This is a genomic window from Pseudomonas sp. C32 (genome assembly GCF_030417915.1).
Lineage (GTDB): Bacteria > Pseudomonadota > Gammaproteobacteria > Pseudomonadales > Pseudomonadaceae > Aquipseudomonas.
Window position 1 is genome coordinate 199,636 of record NZ_JAUHUK010000001.1, and the last position, 17,063, is coordinate 216,698.

The window sequence follows — 17,063 nt, forward strand, 5'->3', positions numbered from 1 at the left end:
GCCTTCTGTCACTCACCGGGGAAGACGCATGACAAAAACAACAATGCGCGCCATCTTCACACCACAGGCGCTGGCCGCTGCGGTGGCTTTGGGTTGCTGTGCCCAGGCACAGGCTGTTTCGTTCAATATCGGGGAAATCGAGGGGACGTTCGACTCCTCTCTGTCGGTCGGCGCAAGTTGGGGCATGCGTGACGCGGATGATGCCCTGGTGGGCACTGTCAACGGCGGTTCCGGCCAGGCATCGACCGGTGACGACGGGCGACTCAATTTCAAGAAAGGTGAAACTTTCTCGAAGATCTTCAAGGGTATTCATGACCTTGAGTTGAAGTACGGCGACACCGGTATGTTCGTTCGTGGCAAGTACTGGTACGACTTCGAACTGAAGGACGAAGACCGCGAGTTCAAACCCATCAGCGATCACGGTCGCAAGGAAGGCGCCAAGTCTTCCGGCGGGCAGATCCTCGACGCGTTCGTCTATCACAACTACTCGATTGCCGATCTGCCGGGCACCGCGCGTGTCGGTAAACAGGTGGTCAGCTGGGGAGAGAGCACCTTCATCGGCAACTCGATCAACAGCATCAACCCGGTCGACGTGTCCGCGTTCCGCCGTCCCGGTGCCGAGATCAAAGAAGGCCTGATTCCGGTCAACATGCTGTTTGCCTCCCAGGGCCTGACAGACAAATTGACCGTGGAAGGCTTCTATCAACTGGAATGGGACCAGACCGTCGTCGATAACTGCGGCACCTTCTTTGGCGTCGACGTGGTGGCTGATGGCTGCAACAAGGGCTACACCGTCGCCAACCCGGCCATTGCCCCGTTGCAGCCGATTGCCGCAGCGTTTGGTCAGGGTTTCGAGGTCAGCAGGGAAGGCGTGATCGTGCCCCGTGGCGGTGACCGCGATGCGCGGGATTCCGGGCAGTGGGGTACGGCGCTGCGTTGGCTCGGGGACGATACCGAGTACGGCTTGTACTTCATGAACTACCACAGCCGCACACCTAACGTCGGGACCAGCACGGCCGGCCTCGGCACGCTGGCGAGCATTCCGGGGATTGTCGCCGCCGCCAACCGCATCGCCCCCGGCAGCGGTTCGGGGCTGGCCCAGAGTGTGATGCTCGGTCGCGGTCAGTATTACCTCGAGTACCCGGAGGATATTCGTCTCTATGGCGCGAGTTTCTCCACGACCTTGCCCACCGGCACCGCGTGGACCGGCGAAATCAGCTATCGCCCCAACGCACCTGTTCAGGTCAACACCAACGACCTGACCCTGGCCATGCTCAACCCGATCGCGGGCGGCGCGGCATCACCCATTGCAACCTCACCAGGCGCCGACAACAAAGGCTATCGGCGCAAGGAAGTGACGCAAATCCAGAGCACCCTGACGCACTTCATCGATCAGATCGCCGGCGCAGATCGCCTGACCCTGGTGGGCGAGGCGGGCGTGGTGCGGGTTGGTGGCCTGGAGTCGCGAACCAAGCTGCGTTATGGCCGCGATTCGGTATACGGCCAATATGGATTCGGCGGCGACACTGACGGTTTCGTGACCTCGACGTCGTGGGGTTACCGCGCCCGCGCCATTCTTGATTACAACAACCTGATCGCCGGGATCAACTTCCGTCCCAACCTGTCGTGGTCCCATGACGTGAACGGCTACGGCCCCAACGGGCTGTTCAACGAGGGTGCCAAGGCCGTCAGCCTCGGCGTCGACGCGGACTACCGCAACACCTACACCGCCAGCCTCAGTTACACCGACTTTTTCGGTGGCGACTACAACGTCCTCGAAGACCGCGACTTTGTAGCGCTGAGCTTTGGCGTGAACTTCTGATCTGGCTGAAAAGGATGAATTCAATGCGCAAGATGATTCTGCAATTCGGCACCGTTCTGGCCCTGAGCCTGCTCGCAGTCAATGTGATGGCCGCTGTCTCGGCGCAAGAAGCTGACAAACTCGGCACCAGCCTCACCCCGCTGGGTGCCGAGAAGGCTGGCAACGCCGATGGCTCGATTCCGGCCTGGACCGGTGGCATCCCGAAAAACGCCGGTGCGGTCGACAGCAAAGGTTTTCTGGCCGACCCGTTCGCCAACGAGAAACCGTTGTTCATCATCACCGCGGCAACGGTCGACAAGTACAAGGACAAACTCTCTGACGGCCAGATAGCGATGTTCAAACGCTACCCCGAGACCTACAGGATTCCGGTCTACCCGAGCCATCGGACGGTGGCCCTGCCAACGGAAATTTATGAGTCGGCCAAGCGCAGTGCACTGAACGTAACACCGATCAACGACGGTAACGGCCTGGCCAATTTCACCGGCAATCGCTACTACGCCTTCCCGATTCCGAAGAATGGCGTGGAGGTGATCTGGAACCATGTCACCCGTTATCACGGTGGCAATCTGCGCCGCACCATCACCCAGGCAACGCCGCAGTCCAATGGCGATTTCACCGTGATCCGCTTCAAGGACGAAGTCGCCGTGCCTTCGCTGCTCGGCGATCTGAAACCGGGCAGCGATGACAATGTGCTCAATTACTTCAAGCAGGAAGTGACTGCACCGGCCCGGCTGGCGGGCAACGTGTTGCTGGTTCACGAGACCCTCGACCAGGTCAAGGAGCCGCGCAAGGCCTGGATCTACAACGCCGGCCAGCGTCGGGTGCGGCGTGCACCGCAAGTGGCCTATGACGGCGTCGGTACCTCGTCCGATGGACTGCGTACTACCGATAACTTCGACATGTTCTCCGGCGCGCCGGATCGCTACGACTGGAAGCTGATCGGCAAGAAGGAAATGTACATTCCCTACAACAGCTACAAACTCGATTCGCCGAACCTCAAGTACACCGATGTGATCAAGGCCGGGCACATCAATCAGGACCTGACCCGCTACGAGTTGCACCGAGTCTGGGAGGTCGTCGCCACGGTCAAGCCGAACGAGCGGCACGTCTATGCCAAGCGTCACATGTACATCGACGAAGACAGTTGGCAGGTAGCCCTGGCCGATCACTACGACGGTCGTGGCCAGCTCTGGCGTGTTGCCGAAGGGCATGCCCAGTTCTATTACGATCATCAAGTGCCGGCTTACACAGTCGAGGCGCTGTATGACCTGATTGCCGGTCGATACATTGCGCTGGGGATGAAGAACGAGGAGAAGCGCAGCTTCGAATTCAACATTGATGCAAAAGCCGGGGACTACACGCCTGCGGCCCTGCGGAGCACGGGGGTTCGGTAGTCTTCCTACAGGCTCCTACACAAGAAGGTGACTTTTCGGTCACCTTCTTTATAGGGGGCGATCAGTGTGTTGAATACTTCTTCAACAAGTGCTCGGGAGAGGTCTAGGGTGGCGCCAGAATGATAAAAAAGGCGCACCACTATGACTGCAATGACGCACTGTCTGGATCGCCCTGGATTCCTGCCTCGACTGTCATCCCATCACCTGTCACGTAAGCGATTGATTGAGCCCATGCTGGTCTCGACGGCGCGGGTGAAATTGCTTTGTGCACCGCCCGGCAGTGGCAAGAGTGCACTGCTGACCGAATGCTTGTTGCGGGCACCGGAGCAATGCCGTGTCTGTTGGCTGCCATTGGCGGGGGAGTCGTTGAGCGCGGCCGATTTTCTTATGCGTCTGTCGCAATCGCTGGGTCTGGAATCGGCGAATGAACCTGGGTTGCTGGCGCATCTGGCGCGATTACAGGCGCCGACCTGGCTGTTCCTTGATGATTACTGCCGCACGGCCAACCCGGAACTCGATCGCCTGCTCGATCGCCTGTTGGCCGTCGCCAGCCCGGCACTGACCTGGTGGCTGGGTTCCCGTCGACGGCCGCCCTGCAACTGGCCGCGACTGCTGCTGGACGATGAGTTGTACGAGTGTGAGGGCCGAACGCTGGCCTTTACCGAGGCGGAAGTGGTGCAGTTGCTCGGTGATGTCGAGCCCGGCCTGGCTGCACAAACCGCCAAGAGGGTTGTTGAGCGCAGCGGTGGCTGGTGCGCTGGTGTGCGGATCGCCTTGCTCAATGGTTGCCCGTGGTCGGGTGAACAAGGGCGCTCGGCGACGCTGCTCGATTATTTGCAACACGAATTGTTCAACGCCTTGCCAACGGAGTTGGTAGAGGTTTGGCACGTGTTGGTTCATCTGCCACGTTTCAACGCCAGCTTGTGCGAGCATCTGTTCGGCGCGGGTGAGGGCGCGCTGTGGTTGCAAGCGCTGCAGGAAATGGGTTGCTTCATCGAGCCTTGGGAAGACTCCGTCGAATGGTTACGGATTTTCGAACCATTGGCCCAGACGATACGTGAAGAACCAGCCCCGGCCGGTCGATCCTGGCATCGCCGCGCGTGCCAATGGTTCTGCGCCAACGAGGATTGGCAGGCAGCGTTCGAGCAGGCACTGCTGGCGCAAGAGCACGAGGTCGCGGTCAGCCTGTTGCAGCACTTCAGCTTTGAGCATTTGTTCAAGCGTCAGAACGTCAGCTTGTTACTCAAGCTGCACGAGCGGCTGGGCGAACAATTGACCCTGGGCACACCGCAACGAGTGGGATTGATCACGGCGGCGTTGCTGTTTGCCGGGCGATTTGAGCAGGCGGCTGCGTGCATCGGACAACTGTCACGGTTTGCCCCGCAACCGACGGCTTCTTTGCAGCGCCAGTTACTGGCGCGCTGGCAAGCACAACAGGGTTGGTTGCTGCATTTGCAGGGGCGCATGCCGGCAGCGCGGACGCACTTTACAGAAGCCCTGAGTGAACTGGCTGCCGATGCCTGGCCTGCGCGTTTGTTATGCCTGTCCGGGCTGACTCAGCAAGCGTTGCTCATTGCCGACCTCGATGCCGCTCAGGCCTTCAATCGTGACGCCTTGTGCCTGGCTCGGGCGCAAGGTTCGTTGTTGTTCGAAGGTCTGCTGGAACTCGATCACGCGCAATTGCTGGAACAGCGCGGAGCACCGCAAAGAGCCGAAGATTTGCTGGCCGATATCGAGGCAATGCTAGGGCGGCAGGCTGATCGACCGACACCCTTGCTGGGGCGAATCGCCCTGCGGAGGGGGCGCCTGGCGCTGTGTCAGGGGCAGGATGAACGGGCGGCCGGCTTTTTTCAGGCCGGCCTCGATGATTGCCTGCAAAGCCAGGACAAACATGTGTTGTACGGGTTTCTCGGGCAAGCGCAAATGGCGGCGAATCAACGCGATTATGCCCATGCGTTTGATCGTCTACGCGAAGCCGAGCGATTGATGCAACAACGGCAGATTCCCGATACGGTTTATCGAGGCGTTCTGCTACAAATCAGCAGTCATTTCTGGCTGCAACAAGGGCGACCGGAACTGGCCCGTGAGGCGCTGACCCGTGTCTTGCGTCATTACCGCGGCCCCAACGCGCGCCAGGCTCCCCCGGCTACGCTGCAGTTGATTGCGCGAATCGAATACCAATTGGTGTTGGCCGAAATGCATCTGCAACTGGCGCAAGATCCCATGGAGCAGCTCAAGGCGTTACTTGAGCACGCACAGCAACACGCCATGCTGGCGCTGGAGGCGGAGTTGCAATTGGCAATCTGCGAGGCGGCGATGCTGCTGGGCGAACCGGCCGTAGCCAGCGCGGCACTGGAGACCGGCCTGGCATTGGTTGACCGATGTCATGGTCAACAGGCATTGCGCGACTTGAGGTTACGGCAGCCAAACTTGAACTGTCGTTTGCGAGGGGAGGCGTCGGTGAGCGCGATGGCCGTGGATGCCAGTCTGTTGAGCGCTCGGGAGCTGGAAGTGCTGGACCTGATTGCCCAAGGCAACTCCAATCAACAAATTGCCGAGCAATTGTTCATCTCATTACATACGGTTAAAACCCACGCCCGAAGAATTCACAGCAAATTGGGAGTTGAACGTCGAACACAAGCCGTTGCGATGGCCAAGAAGTTAGGGTTGGTACTACAAGGTTGAGTAAGAAAATAACAGCTGTTCAATGCGTCGTAATTAATTTAAATGTTTTGTCGGGCGCATTGAAAAAGTTTTAAGTTAGTATGTGGGTGGCGCAGATAAACAGGCAGATAACATGTTCTGTAATAGGTCGCTACTCATTAATCTGGAGTTGTTGAGTCATGGAAGAACTGAATGTCGAGCGAGTGCACGCCATGCTGCATGCAAGGATTGGCGGGCGTGGAATTGATGTCGATAAAGTATATATCAATGGTGTCCTTTCGTTGGATAATCCACTGGTTACTTATTCTGAAACCTTGGTGTGGGCACTATTTTTAAAGTTGCAGGAAGGTGAAATTCCTTGTTTCGAGGGCGAGAATTTTTGGGTTTTTTCTGAAGGCTACACATTTGATCCGATGTATCGCTTCAAAGCATTGGACTTTGACGAAATTAATGGATTGGCTTCAAGCATTGCCCAAGTGTTTCTCGGCGAATCGGTAGCTTGACGAAAATGACAGTGCTGACTCGTTAGTTGGCACTGTCGCTTTTTTCAAGTTGCCGGTGCAGCAGGTTCAAACCCCATGCGCCAGCTCACTGCCCGGGTGGCGGATAACAAACGCTGCGCCGCTGGACCGTTTTCATCGGCATGAAACAGCGAGGTCGGTCCGACGACCGTGAGCACAGCCGCAATCTTGCCCATTGCATTGAACACCGGTGCCGACAGCGCATCCACGCCTGGCATCAACAATCCATGCACATGATGCAGACCCCGTTGACGGATCTGCTCGCACATTGCTGTGTACGCCTGATCATCCGCCAAGGCGTGAGCCGTGCTGTTTTGTAGTTCCTGATCACGAAGGTCCACGGTTTCACGCGTAGGCAGGTAGGCGCCGAAAACCAACCCGGTGGAGGAACTGAGCAACGGCAACACCGACCCCAACTGCGTCACTACCGTCACCGCACGCACCGCCGGTTCGATATGCACCACGGTTGCGCCCTGATTACCCCACACCGCCAAAAAGCAGGTTTCGTTCAGGTCATCGCGCAGCTCGGCCAGTGGCAGGGCGGCGACTTTAAGGACGTCCATACTGTTAAGTGCCGCCAGCCCGACGCGCAAGGCTTCACGGCCCAGTCCGTAATGGTTGGTGGCAGCGTTCTGTTCGGCAAAGCCGCTGGCAATCAATGCCTGCAGATACCGATGAACCTTGCTTGCTGGCATCTGCACGTGTTCGGCCAGGCGCGACAGTGAGGTCGAGGGCGACAACTCGGCCAGTGCCTTGAGGATGTCGGTGCCGACTTCGGCCGAGCGGACTTTCTGCTTGCCGTTGCCGTTGCTGTCGCTGGTCTTTTCCATGGTGGTGCCGGGATCTCGGGACGAATGGGCGTCTTTATAGCTTGACGGTCAATACCAATCAAATTACGTTAAGCGTAATTGAATTACGATAAAAATAACCCCGGCGTGCCACGACCTCGATTCTGGAGTGATGGGCCATTGCCGACTCCCTGTTCAGGAGGCTCCATGAACTCCGATTCAACCCTGGCCTATCAGTCAGGCTTCGGCAACGAATTCAGCAGCGAAGCATTGCCTGGCGCATTGCCTATCGGTCAGAACTCCCCGCAAAAAGCCCCGTACGGCCTCTACACCGAACTGTTTTCCGGCACCGCATTTACCATGGCGCGCAGTGAAGCGCGGCGGACCTGGATGTACCGCATTCAGCCGTCCGCCAATCATCCGGCATTCGTCAAACTTGACCGGCAACTGGCCGGCGGACCGTTGGGTGAAGTGACCCCCAATCGCCTGCGCTGGAACCCGTTGGAGATCCCTGCCGAGCCGACCGATTTCATTGAAGGTCTGGTGAGTATGGCGGCGAACTCCGGTGCGGATAAACCGTCGGGGATCAGCATTTACAACTACCGCGCCAACCGTTCCATGGAACGTGTGTTCTTCAATGCCGACGGTGAACTGCTGCTGGTGCCGGAGCTGGGACGCCTGCGCATTGCCACCGAACTCGGCGTGCTGGATCTGGAACCCCTGGAAATCGCCGTACTGCCGCGGGGCTTGAAGTTCCGCATCGAACTGCTCGACCCACAAGCCCGTGGCTACGTCGCCGAGAACCATGGCGCGCCGATGCGCTTGCCGGATCTGGGCCCGATTGGCAGCAACGGCCTGGCCAACCCGCGGGATTTTCTGACCCCGGTGGCGGCTTATGAAAACCTGCAACAACCGACGACGCTGGTGCAGAAATTCCTCGGTCAGCTGTGGGGCTGTGAGCTCAATCATTCGCCGCTGAACGTGGTGGCCTGGCACGGTAACAACGTGCCGTACAAATATGATCTGCGCCGCTTCAACACCATTGGCACCGTTAGCTTCGATCACCCGGACCCGTCGATTTTCACCGTGTTGACCTCGCCAACCAGCGTCCATGGCCTGGCCAATCTCGACTTCGTGATCTTCCCGCCACGCTGGATGGTCGCCGAGAAAACCTTCCGTCCACCATGGTTTCACCGCAACCTGATGAACGAATTCATGGGCCTGATCCAGGGCGAATACGATGCCAAAGCCGAAGGCTTCGTACCCGGCGGTGCGTCATTGCACAGCTGCATGAGCGCCCACGGCCCGGATGGCGAAACCTGCACCAAAGCAATCAACGCTGACCTCAAACCGGCGAAAATCGACAACACCATGGCCTTCATGTTCGAGACCAGCCAAGTGCTGCGTCCGAGCCGTTTCGCATTGGATTGCCCGCAACTGCAAACTTCCTACGACGCCTGCTGGGCCACGCTGCCCGCCACTTTCGACCCGACCCGGAGATAACCCATGACGCAGACTTCCATCACTCGCAGCTGGGTTGCCTCCGCAAACGGCCACGCTGACTTTCCACTGCAAAACCTGCCATTGGGCGTGTTCAGCATGAACGGTTCGGCACCGCGCAGCGGTGTGGCCATTGGCGAACATATCTTTGATCTGCAAGCGGCGCTGGACGCCGGGCTATTCGAAGGCGCCGCAAAAGCAGCGGTCGAAGCCACACGTGACGGCCAGTTGAACGCTTTCTTTGAATTGGGTCGCGAGGCGCGTGTTGCCCTGCGTGAGCGCCTGCTGGAGTTGTTCGCCGAGGGCAGCACCTTGCACGGCAAGATCGAAGCCCAAGGTGCAAAGCTGTTGCCACTGGCGGCGGATTGCGAGATGCACCTTCCAGCAAAAATCAACGACTACACCGACTTCTACGTCGGTATCGAGCACGCGCAGAACGTCGGCAAACTGTTTCGCCCGGACAACCCGCTGCTGCCGAACTACAAGTATGTGCCCATCGGCTATCACGGCCGCGCCTCGACCATTCGCCCATCCGGTACCGACGTGCGCCGTCCGAAAGGCCAGACCTTGCCGGCCGGCCAGACCGAACCGACGTTTGGCCCTTGTGCGCGTCTTGATTACGAACTGGAGCTGGGAATCTGGATCGGCCAGGGCAACGACATGGGCGACTCCATCGCCATCGGTGACGCGGCCGATCACATCGCCGGTTTCTGCCTGCTCAACGACTGGTCGGCACGGGATATCCAGGCTTGGGAATACCAACCGCTGGGTCCATTCCTGTCGAAGAGTTTCATCACCAGCATCTCGCCGTGGGTGGTGACGGCCGAAGCGCTGGAGCCGTTCCGTCGTGCCCAGCCGGCACGCCCAGAGGGTGACCCGCAGCCGCTGGCGTACCTGTCCGACAAGCGCGATCAAGCGGCGGGCGCCTTCGACATTGAACTGGAAGTGTTGCTGCTCACCGAAACCATGCGCGAACAAAACCTGCCGGCCCATCGTCTGACGTTGAGCAACACTCAGCACATGTACTGGACCGTGGCACAAATGGTCGCGCATCACAGCGTCAACGGTTGCCAGTTGCAGGCCGGTGACCTGTTCGGTTCGGGCACGTTGTCGGGGCCGGAAAACGGGCAGTTCGGCAGCCTGTTGGAAATTACCGAGGGCGGCAAAAAGCCGATCGAACTGGCCTCGGGCGAAGTGCGTAAATTCCTTGAGGACGGCGACGAAATCATCCTGCGTGGCCGTTGCCGCCGCGAAGGTTTTGCCTCCATCGGCTTCGGCGAATGCCGCGGCAAAGTGCTGCCGGCGCGTTAAGAGGGACGGGCATGGAACTCTATACCTATTACCGCTCGACTTCGTCCTACCGGGTGCGCATTGCATTGGCGCTCAAGGGGCTGGATTACCGGGCGCTGCCGGTCAACCTGATTGCACCGCAAGGTGGCGAGCATCGCCAGCCGCCGTATCTGGACGTCAACCCGCAAGGTCGTGTTCCGGCCCTGCGCACCGACGAAGGCGAACTGTTGATCCAGTCACCCGCGATCATCGAGTACCTGGAGGAGTGTTATCCACAGGTACCGCTGCTTTCCAAAGATCTCGCTGCTCGCGCCCATGAGCGGGGAGTGGCGGCGGTGATTGGCTGCGATGTGCATCCACTGCACAACGTCAGCGTGCTCAATAAGCTGCGACAGTGGGGTCATGACGAACCGCAGGTGGTGGAGTGGATCGGGCACTGGGTCAGCCAGGGGTTGGCGGCGGTGGAAACGTTGATCGGTGATGAGGGTTACTGCTTCGGCCCTGAGCCGGGCCTGGCGGACGTCTACCTGATCCCGCAGTTGTACGCAGCGGAGCGGTTCAACGTCTCCCTTGAAGCGTATCCGCGAATCCGGCGAGTGGCGGCATTGGCGGCCACGCACCCGGCGTTCATCAAGGCGCACCCGGCGAATCAGCCAGATAGCCCTTGATCCAAAGAGATCGCAGCCTTCGGCAGCTCCTACGAGAATGGGCTGTGATCTTTTGCTTTTAGTGGACGATGGAGTTGGGCGGTAAATGCCCCAACCGTTCCGTGAGGCGAATCCGCTGGATCGGGTCGTCGCTGAGCAGTAATGCATGTTCCAGGTCGAAGCGTTCGGCGTTCGGGCAATCCAGACGTTGGTACAGACTGGCGCGGGCCAGGTAGTCCGAGGCGTTGGCGCTACCCAGTTCCAGCACGCGCTCGGCATCAATCAAGGCACCGATAAAATCGTCATGGGATAAGTGCAGCTGGCGCAGGTTGCGAGACAGGCGTTGCAGCATCTGCGCCGGCTCGGCGGTCAACAGATGCTCGGCGCTGAGTTTCATGTTCGGGCCGTACTGGCGGTACAACAGTTCCCTGCAATCGTTCGGATAAAGGCGACGGCCACCGCAAGGGTCGAGCAAATGATCGGCGCCCGGTACGCGCAACAGAAAGTGCCCGGGGAAGTTGACCCCAACCAGGGGGATCTCCAGGCCATGCGCCAGCTCCAGTGCAATCAAGCCCAACGTCAGCGGTTGTCCGCGTCGGCGCTCCAGTACTTTATCGAGCAGTGCGACTTGCGGGCGCAAGGGGGTGGCATCGTCCTGGGCGAATCCCAGGTCATTCAGGCGTCGTAACAGCGGCTGGGCCAGCTCGCCTACGGGTAGCATCGGCAAACCGCCACTGACCCGTTGTTGCAATTGCTTGAAGTCCGCCAGAATGGTTTCGGGCTTCACCTCGTTGTCATGCTCGACTGCAATCCACAGCGCCGCCTCGAACAGCGCGGGCGGTGAACGTTGCAGACAGGCAAAAAACGATTGGCGCGGGGTCATCAGAATCTCCGGGCAATGCCTCGTTTTAGCCTCGTCTGCGGCATTCGTCCAGTCCCGCGCAAGGTGGTTGCGGGTTATTTCCGAAAGCTTCTATAGCGGGCTCGCTTATTCCGGTGCGCTTCTGCAATTTTTGAGCGCAAGCCTATACTGGCGACTACAAGAAGTGATTCGGGAGCCTTACGATGTTCGCTCTCATGCAAAGCACTCGCCTTGAATCGCTGCACCTGAGCGTCGACCCGGTGACCGGGTTGAAGGCGGTCATTGCCATTCATAACAGCCGACTCGGGCCTGCCCTGGGTGGTTGTCGTTACCTTGCCTATCCCAGCGACGAATCAGCCGTCGAAGACGCCGTGCGCCTGGCCCAGGGCATGAGTTACAAAGCCGCGTTGGCCGGTCTGGCCCAGGGCGGAGGCGTCGCCGTGATCATGCGCCCGGTCCATGTGGAAAGCCGTGCCGCGTTATTCGAATCCTTCGGGCGTTGCATCAATCAACTCGACGGTCGCTACATCACTGCCATCGACAGCGGCACGTCGGTGGCAGACATGGATTGCATCGCCCAACAGACCCCGCACGTCACCAGCACCACCTCGGCAGGTGACCCGGCGCCTCACGCGGCGATGGGCGTGTTCGCCGGTATCCGCAGCACGGCGATGGCCCGACTGGGCAGCGATAATCTGGAAGGGTTGCGCGTGGCGATTCAGGGGTTGGGCAATGTCGGTTATGCATTGGCCGAACAGCTGCATGCGGCCGGGGCTGAACTGTTGGTCAGCGACATCGACCACGGCAAGGTCCAGTTGGCCATGGAACAACTTGGCGCACATCCGATTGCCAACGACGCACTGCTCAGCACCCCGTGCGACATTCTCGCACCGTGTGGGTTGGGCGGCGTGCTCAACAGCAACAGCGTGTCGCAACTGCGCTGCTCGGCGGTGGCGGGTTCGGCGAACAATCAATTGACCCATCTGGAAGTCGCCGACCAACTGGAGCGGCGCGGCATCCTGTATGCGCCGGACTACGTGATCAACTCCGGCGGGTTGATCTATGTGTCGCTCAAGCACCGTGGCGAAGAACTGCCGACCATCACCGCGCACCTGTCGAAAATCAGCTCGCGACTGACCGAAGTCTTCGCCCATGCCCAGGCAGAAAAACGCTCACCGGCCAGGGTGGCGGATGAGTTGGCGGAGAAAGTGTTGTATCGATAGGTGATCAAAAGATCGCAAACTTCGGCAGCGCCTGCGAAAGGCTGCGATCCATTGATTCTGAAAATGAAAAAGGCCCTGAGCCATTCGACTCAGGGCCTATTCAATTCGGATGTCACTTCGCGGCTTTAGGTGCCTTTGCGGGTTTGACCGCTGGCGCTTCGGCTTCGGCTGATTCAACAGACTCAACCACCGGGGCCACCTCAACCGGTGCCGTCAGCAACTCGGACAATGCGTCCGGCTGGCTCTTGAACGCCTTGGCGAACACATCGCGATTCTTCGCCATGTAGATCCCGGCTTCTTCCACTTGCTGCTCGGTCAGGGACGGAACGGCTTTGTGCAGTACCTCTGCCAGCAATTCAGCCAGTTCGAGCATTTTGTCATGACGGTCAGCTTCGGCTTTATCCATGAACAAGCGCTCCAGATCTCGGCTGCTGCGGTATACCACTTCGACGGCCATTTACCACCTCACATGCCTTCACATTAGTTGTCTGATTCGACTACTGTATTTATATACAGCGAAAAGGATAAGCGAAACCCTGCGCTTTGGGTAGTGGCTTTTTAATGTAGTTCGGATTCAGAATTTGTCAGGTGGACCAGCCGCTGCCCAGCAGAGGTGCGACCAAACGCCACGGCACGCATTTCCGAGTGGCTAGCCATCATGGGCTGGCCTTCTTTCTGCATGCAGAAAACCGTCACGTCCAACCCGCATCATCCGGTCGAGCCGACCTAAGGAAGCATCATCGTGAAAATCAACTGGGCCGAAAGGCTGCGGCAGAACGTGCATGAACTGGCCGAGTCCCTGGGCAATCTGTTCGTCGAAACCTTTCACTACCTGGCGCTGTTCGCCATTGGGGCCGTGACTGCATGGGCGGCGGTGATGGAGTTCCTGGGAATGCTCGAACAGGGGCACATCAAGATCGATGACATCTTGCTGCTGTTCATCTATCTGGAACTGGGAGCGATGGTCGGGATTTATTTCAAGACCAACCACATGCCCGTGCGCTTCCTGATCTACGTGGCGATTACCGCACTGACGCGGTTGTTGATTTCGAATGTCTCGCACCACAACCCACCCGACCTCGGCATCATTTACCTGTGCGGCGGGATTCTGTTGCTGGCGTTTTCGATTCTGGTGGTGCGTTATGCGTCGTCGCAATTTCCATCGGTGAAAATTGAAAACCCGCACCGCAAGATTGGCGCGGGTTCCAGTGAACATTCCGAGGTCGAGAAAGGCGAACTTTAAAGGCCCAGGGTCGGGCGGTGCCGGCCGTTGCCTCGAGGTGGCGGCAGGTTCCGGGTGTCGCCGCCGGTCATGGCATCCAGGATGGTCATGGCGCTGTGGCCCTGTTCGATGGCGATACCAAACTGAATGCTTTGCACCAGGCGTTTGAGGCGTTGGGGGTCGTTGCGTTGTTCGGTGCTGATCAGCCGTTTGGCCACTATGCGACCGCTGTTGGAAAGGGTCAGCATGATGCTGCCGTCCAGGCCCTGAATGCTCAGGTTGATCTGGTAATCCGGTGCAAAGGCATCGGTAATGAGTTGAAAAGGGTTGTCCATGATGCGTCACCGCCTGATTGAACGTGCAGTTGTTGACCGGCCGTAATCCGGTTGGTTCGCAACGTCAGACCACCGGCCATATCACCATCATTGTTCCAACAGGGTTGTAGCAAGAGACATGCCCAAGGCAGGCGGAGCGAGCGTGCTCGCGATGGTCGTCAACGATAACGCTGTTAGCCAGGCACGCCGCCGCGGCCTCAGGTTCATCGCGAGCAAGCTCGCGCCTACCAGTCATCACTTGCCTGCCCGTTTCAGGGCAAAAAGCGCAGGTGTGCAACCAAACCGGTCAGCATTCCACCCAATTCACCGCCAGTCCGCCTCGCGAAGTTTCCTTGTACTTGTCGTGCATGTCGGCACCGGTGTCGCGCATGGTACGGATCACCCGATCCAGGGAAATGAAATGTTTACCATCGCCGCGCAGGGCCATTTGTGTGGCGTTGATCGCTTTGACGGCAGCAATCGCGTTGCGCTCGATGCATGGCACCTGCACCAGGCCGCCGACCGGGTCGCAGGTCAGGCCGAGGTTGTGTTCCAGGCCAATTTCGGCGGCGTTTTCCAGTTGCTCCGGCGTGGCGCCAAGCACCTCCGCGAGACCGGCGGCAGCCATGGCGCAAGCAGAACCCACTTCGCCCTGACAGCCGACTTCGGCACCGGAGATCGACGCATTTTTCTTGCAGAGGATGCCAACGGCTGCCGCACCCAAAAAGAAGGCGACGACGTCATCGTCCGAGGCGTCGGGATTGAACTTCATGTAGTAGTGCAGCACCGCAGGAATGATCCCTGCCGCACCGTTGGTCGGCGCCGTGACCATGCGCCCGCCGGCGGCGTTTTCCTCGTTCACGGCGAGGGCGAACAGGTTCACCCATTCCATCGCGGACAAGGTGGACGTGATGACATTCGGCTTGCCGATTTCCAATAGGCTGCGGTGCAGTTTCGCGGCGCGACGGGGAACATTCAGACCGCCCGGCAGGATGCCCTCATGACGTAGCCCTTGCTCGACGCACTCGCGCATCACCGACCAGATGTGCAGCAGTCCCTGGCGGATTTGCGCATCGCTACGCCACGCCCGTTCGTTGGCCATCATCAATTCGCCAACGCGCAGGCCGTGCTGGTTACAGAGCTTGAGCAATTCGGCGGCGCTGGAGAAATCGTAAGGCAGCACCACATCGCTCGACGGTGCGATACCCGACTCGGCTTCCGCCGCTTCGATGATGAAACCGCCACCCACCGAGTAATACGTTTGCTCGAACAGTTCACCGGTTTCGCCGAAGGCTGTCAGGGACATCGCGTTGGGGTGGTAGGGCAGGCTCTCGTCGAGCAGTAGGAGATCGCGTTGCCAGTCGAAGGCAATGTTCGCTTTGCCGGCCAGCAGCAGCTGACCGGTTTCGCGCAGGGTGTGAATGCGTGGATCAATGGTGGTGGGGTCGATGCTGTCGGGCCACTCGCCCATCAGGCCCATCACGCAGGCGCGGTCGGTGGCATGGCCGACACCGGTGGCCGATAAAGAGCCATACAGTCGGATCTCCACTCGCCGCACGTCGGCGGTAAAACCCTGATCGACCAGGGCTTGGGCGAACGTTGCAGCCGCCCGCATCGGACCGACGGTATGGGAGCTGGACGGCCCGATGCCGACTTTGAAGAGATCGAAAACACTGATAGCCATGCTAAAGCCTATACAAAGCAATGGAGGAGGAATCGCTGCCATTTTTGTAGGACAAGCGCAATGTGGGTGATACTGCCTGCCAAGGTCCTACGTGACCAACGAAAATTCCTAAGATATCCTTTAGCAGGACTAAACGATGAGCCGCCAATTACACGCCCAGACTTATGTCTGGCTGAACGTGTTCGCCTGTGCCGCGCGACACCTGTCGTTTACCCGGTGCGCCGAAGAACTGCACATCACACCCGGGGCGGTCAGTCAGCAGATTCGCCAACTCGAAGAGCGTCTCGGGTTCCGCCTGTTTCACCGGCGCGCCCGTGGCGTGGAACTGAGTGCGCAGGGGCAACGACTGGCCATCACCGTCAACGAGGCCTACGGCAGCATCGATGCGGAGTTGCGACGACTGGACGCGGGTATGATCAGCGGGATTCTGCGGGTGCGTTCGATTCCATCCTTTCTGAGCAAATGGCTGACCCCGCGCTTGCCACGTTTGCAGCAGCGTTTTCCGGACATTCAATTGCGTCTGGTGGCCGAGGACAGCAGCGTGCCGTTGCACGAAGGGGATTTCGACCTGGCCATCGACTTGAACGACGGCAGTTACCCCGGATTGTTATCCACAGCCTTGCTCGATGAGCAGATTTTCCCGGTGTGCGCGCCGAGCCTGCTGCGGGGGCGCCCGCCATTGCATGGTCCGGCGGACTTGATTCATTTCCCCTTGTTGCACGACATCACCGCCTGGCGCGGCAGCTACGAATATGCGGAATGGGAGTTTTACTTAAATGCCATCGGGTTCGAAGGGGCCGATGTGCGACGCGGCCACACCTTCAATCGCAATCACCTGACGATCGAAGCGGCCATTGCCGGGATGGGCGTGGCGATTGCCCGACGAACTCTGCTCAACGATGAGTTGGAGCGCGGGGCGTTGATCGTACCGTTTGGTCTGGCAGTGCCCAATCACAAACGCTACATGTTGCTGTACGCGCCGGGTGCGCTGAGCCATCCGGGTGTGCGCGCGGTGCACGATTGGTTGGTGGAGGAGGCAGGGATTTTCCGAAACTTGCACCCGTTGGGGGAGCAGCAAATGTGAGCAATTATTACCTGAGGGCAGGGCGACCCAACTCCCGACCTTACCAGC

The 17,063-nt window shown here is 59.2% G+C and carries 14 protein-coding genes and 1 pseudogene; 10 read left to right on the forward strand and 5 right to left on the reverse strand.

The window, feature by feature from the left end; all coding sequences use genetic code 11:
• Positions 1 to 28 precede the first annotated feature (28 nt).
• From QYH43_RS00915 to QYH43_RS00930, 4 genes are all read left to right on the forward strand, one after another.
• Positions 29 to 1,822 (forward strand): DUF1302 domain-containing protein, encoded by a 1,794-nt coding sequence (locus QYH43_RS00915; protein WP_095059848.1) that lies wholly within the window; start codon positions 29 to 31, stop codon positions 1,820 to 1,822.
• A gap of 23 nt (positions 1,823 to 1,845) precedes the next feature.
• A complete protein-coding gene (locus QYH43_RS00920; protein WP_095059847.1) occupies positions 1,846 to 3,216 on the forward strand; it encodes a DUF1329 domain-containing protein in 1,371 nt (456 codons plus the stop codon).
• A 141-nt stretch (positions 3,217 to 3,357) separates the two neighbouring features.
• The gene (locus QYH43_RS00925) at positions 3,358 to 5,901 is read left to right on the forward strand and encodes a LuxR C-terminal-related transcriptional regulator (protein ID WP_095059846.1); all 2,544 of its coding nucleotides are present in this window, start codon (positions 3,358 to 3,360) and stop codon (positions 5,899 to 5,901) included.
• A gap of 158 nt (positions 5,902 to 6,059) precedes the next feature.
• A complete protein-coding gene (locus tag QYH43_RS00930; protein ID WP_301155902.1) occupies positions 6,060 to 6,383 on the forward strand; it encodes a hypothetical protein in 324 nt (107 codons plus the stop codon).
• Positions 6,384 to 6,427: 44 nt separating this feature from the next.
• Here QYH43_RS00930 and QYH43_RS00935 read toward each other — a convergent pair whose 3' ends face one another.
• Positions 6,428 to 7,231: an IclR family transcriptional regulator gene (locus QYH43_RS00935; RefSeq protein WP_095059844.1), complete on the reverse strand. Its 804-nt coding sequence runs from the start codon at positions 7,229 to 7,231 to the stop codon at positions 6,428 to 6,430.
• 165 nt (positions 7,232 to 7,396) lie between these two features.
• Between QYH43_RS00935 and hmgA the strand changes: the two genes are divergently transcribed.
• Genes hmgA through maiA form a run of 3 tightly spaced genes read left to right on the forward strand, consistent with a single transcriptional unit; the run spans position 7,397 to position 10,647 of the window.
• The gene (gene hmgA, locus QYH43_RS00940; RefSeq protein WP_095059843.1) at positions 7,397 to 8,692 is read left to right on the forward strand and encodes a homogentisate 1,2-dioxygenase; all 1,296 of its coding nucleotides are present in this window, start codon (positions 7,397 to 7,399) and stop codon (positions 8,690 to 8,692) included.
• A 3-nt stretch (positions 8,693 to 8,695) separates the two neighbouring features.
• The gene (gene fahA / locus QYH43_RS00945) at positions 8,696 to 10,000 is read left to right on the forward strand and encodes a fumarylacetoacetase (RefSeq protein ID WP_095059842.1); all 1,305 of its coding nucleotides are present in this window, start codon (positions 8,696 to 8,698) and stop codon (positions 9,998 to 10,000) included.
• A gap of 11 nt (positions 10,001 to 10,011) precedes the next feature.
• Entirely contained in the window at positions 10,012 to 10,647 is a 636-nt protein-coding gene (maiA, locus tag QYH43_RS00950) for a maleylacetoacetate isomerase (protein WP_095059841.1), read from the forward strand.
• Between the two features lie 58 nt (positions 10,648 to 10,705).
• On the opposite strand, the gene QYH43_RS00955 is transcribed toward maiA, so the two are convergent.
• On the reverse strand, positions 10,706 to 11,509 hold the full coding sequence (locus QYH43_RS00955) for a SirB1 family protein (protein ID WP_095059840.1): 804 nt from the start codon (positions 11,507 to 11,509) through the stop codon (positions 10,706 to 10,708).
• Positions 11,510 to 11,691: 182 nt separating this feature from the next.
• On the opposite strand from QYH43_RS00955, the gene QYH43_RS00960 reads away from it, so the two are divergent.
• Positions 11,692 to 12,711 (forward strand): Glu/Leu/Phe/Val dehydrogenase dimerization domain-containing protein, encoded by a 1,020-nt coding sequence (locus QYH43_RS00960; RefSeq protein WP_095059839.1) that lies wholly within the window; start codon positions 11,692 to 11,694, stop codon positions 12,709 to 12,711.
• A 217-nt stretch (positions 12,712 to 12,928) separates the two neighbouring features.
• Here QYH43_RS00960 and QYH43_RS00965 read toward each other — a convergent pair.
• Positions 12,929 to 13,168: pseudogene (locus QYH43_RS00965) on the reverse strand (YebG family protein); the annotation flags it as partial.
• A gap of 285 nt (positions 13,169 to 13,453) precedes the next feature.
• Here QYH43_RS00965 and QYH43_RS00970 point away from each other — a divergent pair.
• The gene (locus QYH43_RS00970; protein ID WP_095059837.1) at positions 13,454 to 13,954 is read left to right on the forward strand and encodes a phosphate-starvation-inducible PsiE family protein; all 501 of its coding nucleotides are present in this window, start codon (positions 13,454 to 13,456) and stop codon (positions 13,952 to 13,954) included.
• On the opposite strand, the gene QYH43_RS00975 is transcribed toward QYH43_RS00970, so the two are convergent.
• Positions 13,951 to 14,268, reverse strand: coding sequence for a DUF3509 domain-containing protein (locus QYH43_RS00975; RefSeq protein ID WP_095059836.1), 318 nt, complete (start codon positions 14,266 to 14,268; stop codon positions 13,951 to 13,953). The two genes, QYH43_RS00970 and QYH43_RS00975, sit on opposite strands and share 4 nt — an antisense overlap.
• Before the next feature lie 286 nt (positions 14,269 to 14,554).
• Entirely contained in the window at positions 14,555 to 15,931 is a 1,377-nt protein-coding gene (locus QYH43_RS00980) for an L-serine ammonia-lyase (RefSeq protein ID WP_095059835.1), read from the reverse strand.
• 136 nt (positions 15,932 to 16,067) lie between these two features.
• Here QYH43_RS00980 and QYH43_RS00985 point away from each other — a divergent pair, with 136 nt between their 5' ends.
• Positions 16,068 to 17,015, forward strand: coding sequence for a LysR substrate-binding domain-containing protein (locus QYH43_RS00985; RefSeq protein ID WP_095059834.1), 948 nt, complete (start codon positions 16,068 to 16,070; stop codon positions 17,013 to 17,015).
• The last annotated feature ends 48 nt before the right edge of the window (positions 17,016 to 17,063 follow it).

Excerpts from the sequence above, each read along its gene's own strand:
- maiA (WP_095059841.1), top strand. The coding sequence starts at position 10,012 with ATGGAACTCTATACCTATTACCGCTCGACTTCGTCCTACCGGGTGCGC.
- fahA (WP_095059842.1), top strand. The coding sequence starts at position 8,696 with ATGACGCAGACTTCCATCACTCGCAGCTGGGTTGCCTCCGCAAACGGC.
- QYH43_RS00925 (WP_095059846.1), top strand. The coding sequence starts at position 3,358 with ATGACTGCAATGACGCACTGTCTGGATCGCCCTGGATTCCTGCCTCGA.
- QYH43_RS00975 (WP_095059836.1), bottom strand. The coding sequence starts at position 14,268 with ATGGACAACCCTTTTCAACTCATTACCGATGCCTTTGCACCGGATTAC.
- hmgA (WP_095059843.1), top strand. The coding sequence starts at position 7,397 with ATGAACTCCGATTCAACCCTGGCCTATCAGTCAGGCTTCGGCAACGAA.
- QYH43_RS00920 (WP_095059847.1), top strand. The coding sequence starts at position 1,846 with ATGCGCAAGATGATTCTGCAATTCGGCACCGTTCTGGCCCTGAGCCTG.
- QYH43_RS00960 (WP_095059839.1), top strand. The coding sequence starts at position 11,692 with ATGTTCGCTCTCATGCAAAGCACTCGCCTTGAATCGCTGCACCTGAGC.
- QYH43_RS00915 (WP_095059848.1), top strand. The coding sequence starts at position 29 with ATGACAAAAACAACAATGCGCGCCATCTTCACACCACAGGCGCTGGCC.
- QYH43_RS00955 (WP_095059840.1), bottom strand. The coding sequence starts at position 11,509 with ATGACCCCGCGCCAATCGTTTTTTGCCTGTCTGCAACGTTCACCGCCC.
- QYH43_RS00985 (WP_095059834.1), top strand. The coding sequence starts at position 16,068 with ATGAGCCGCCAATTACACGCCCAGACTTATGTCTGGCTGAACGTGTTC.
- QYH43_RS00935 (WP_095059844.1), bottom strand. The coding sequence starts at position 7,231 with ATGGAAAAGACCAGCGACAGCAACGGCAACGGCAAGCAGAAAGTCCGC.
- QYH43_RS00980 (WP_095059835.1), bottom strand. The coding sequence starts at position 15,931 with ATGGCTATCAGTGTTTTCGATCTCTTCAAAGTCGGCATCGGGCCGTCC.
- QYH43_RS00930 (WP_301155902.1), top strand. The coding sequence starts at position 6,060 with ATGGAAGAACTGAATGTCGAGCGAGTGCACGCCATGCTGCATGCAAGG.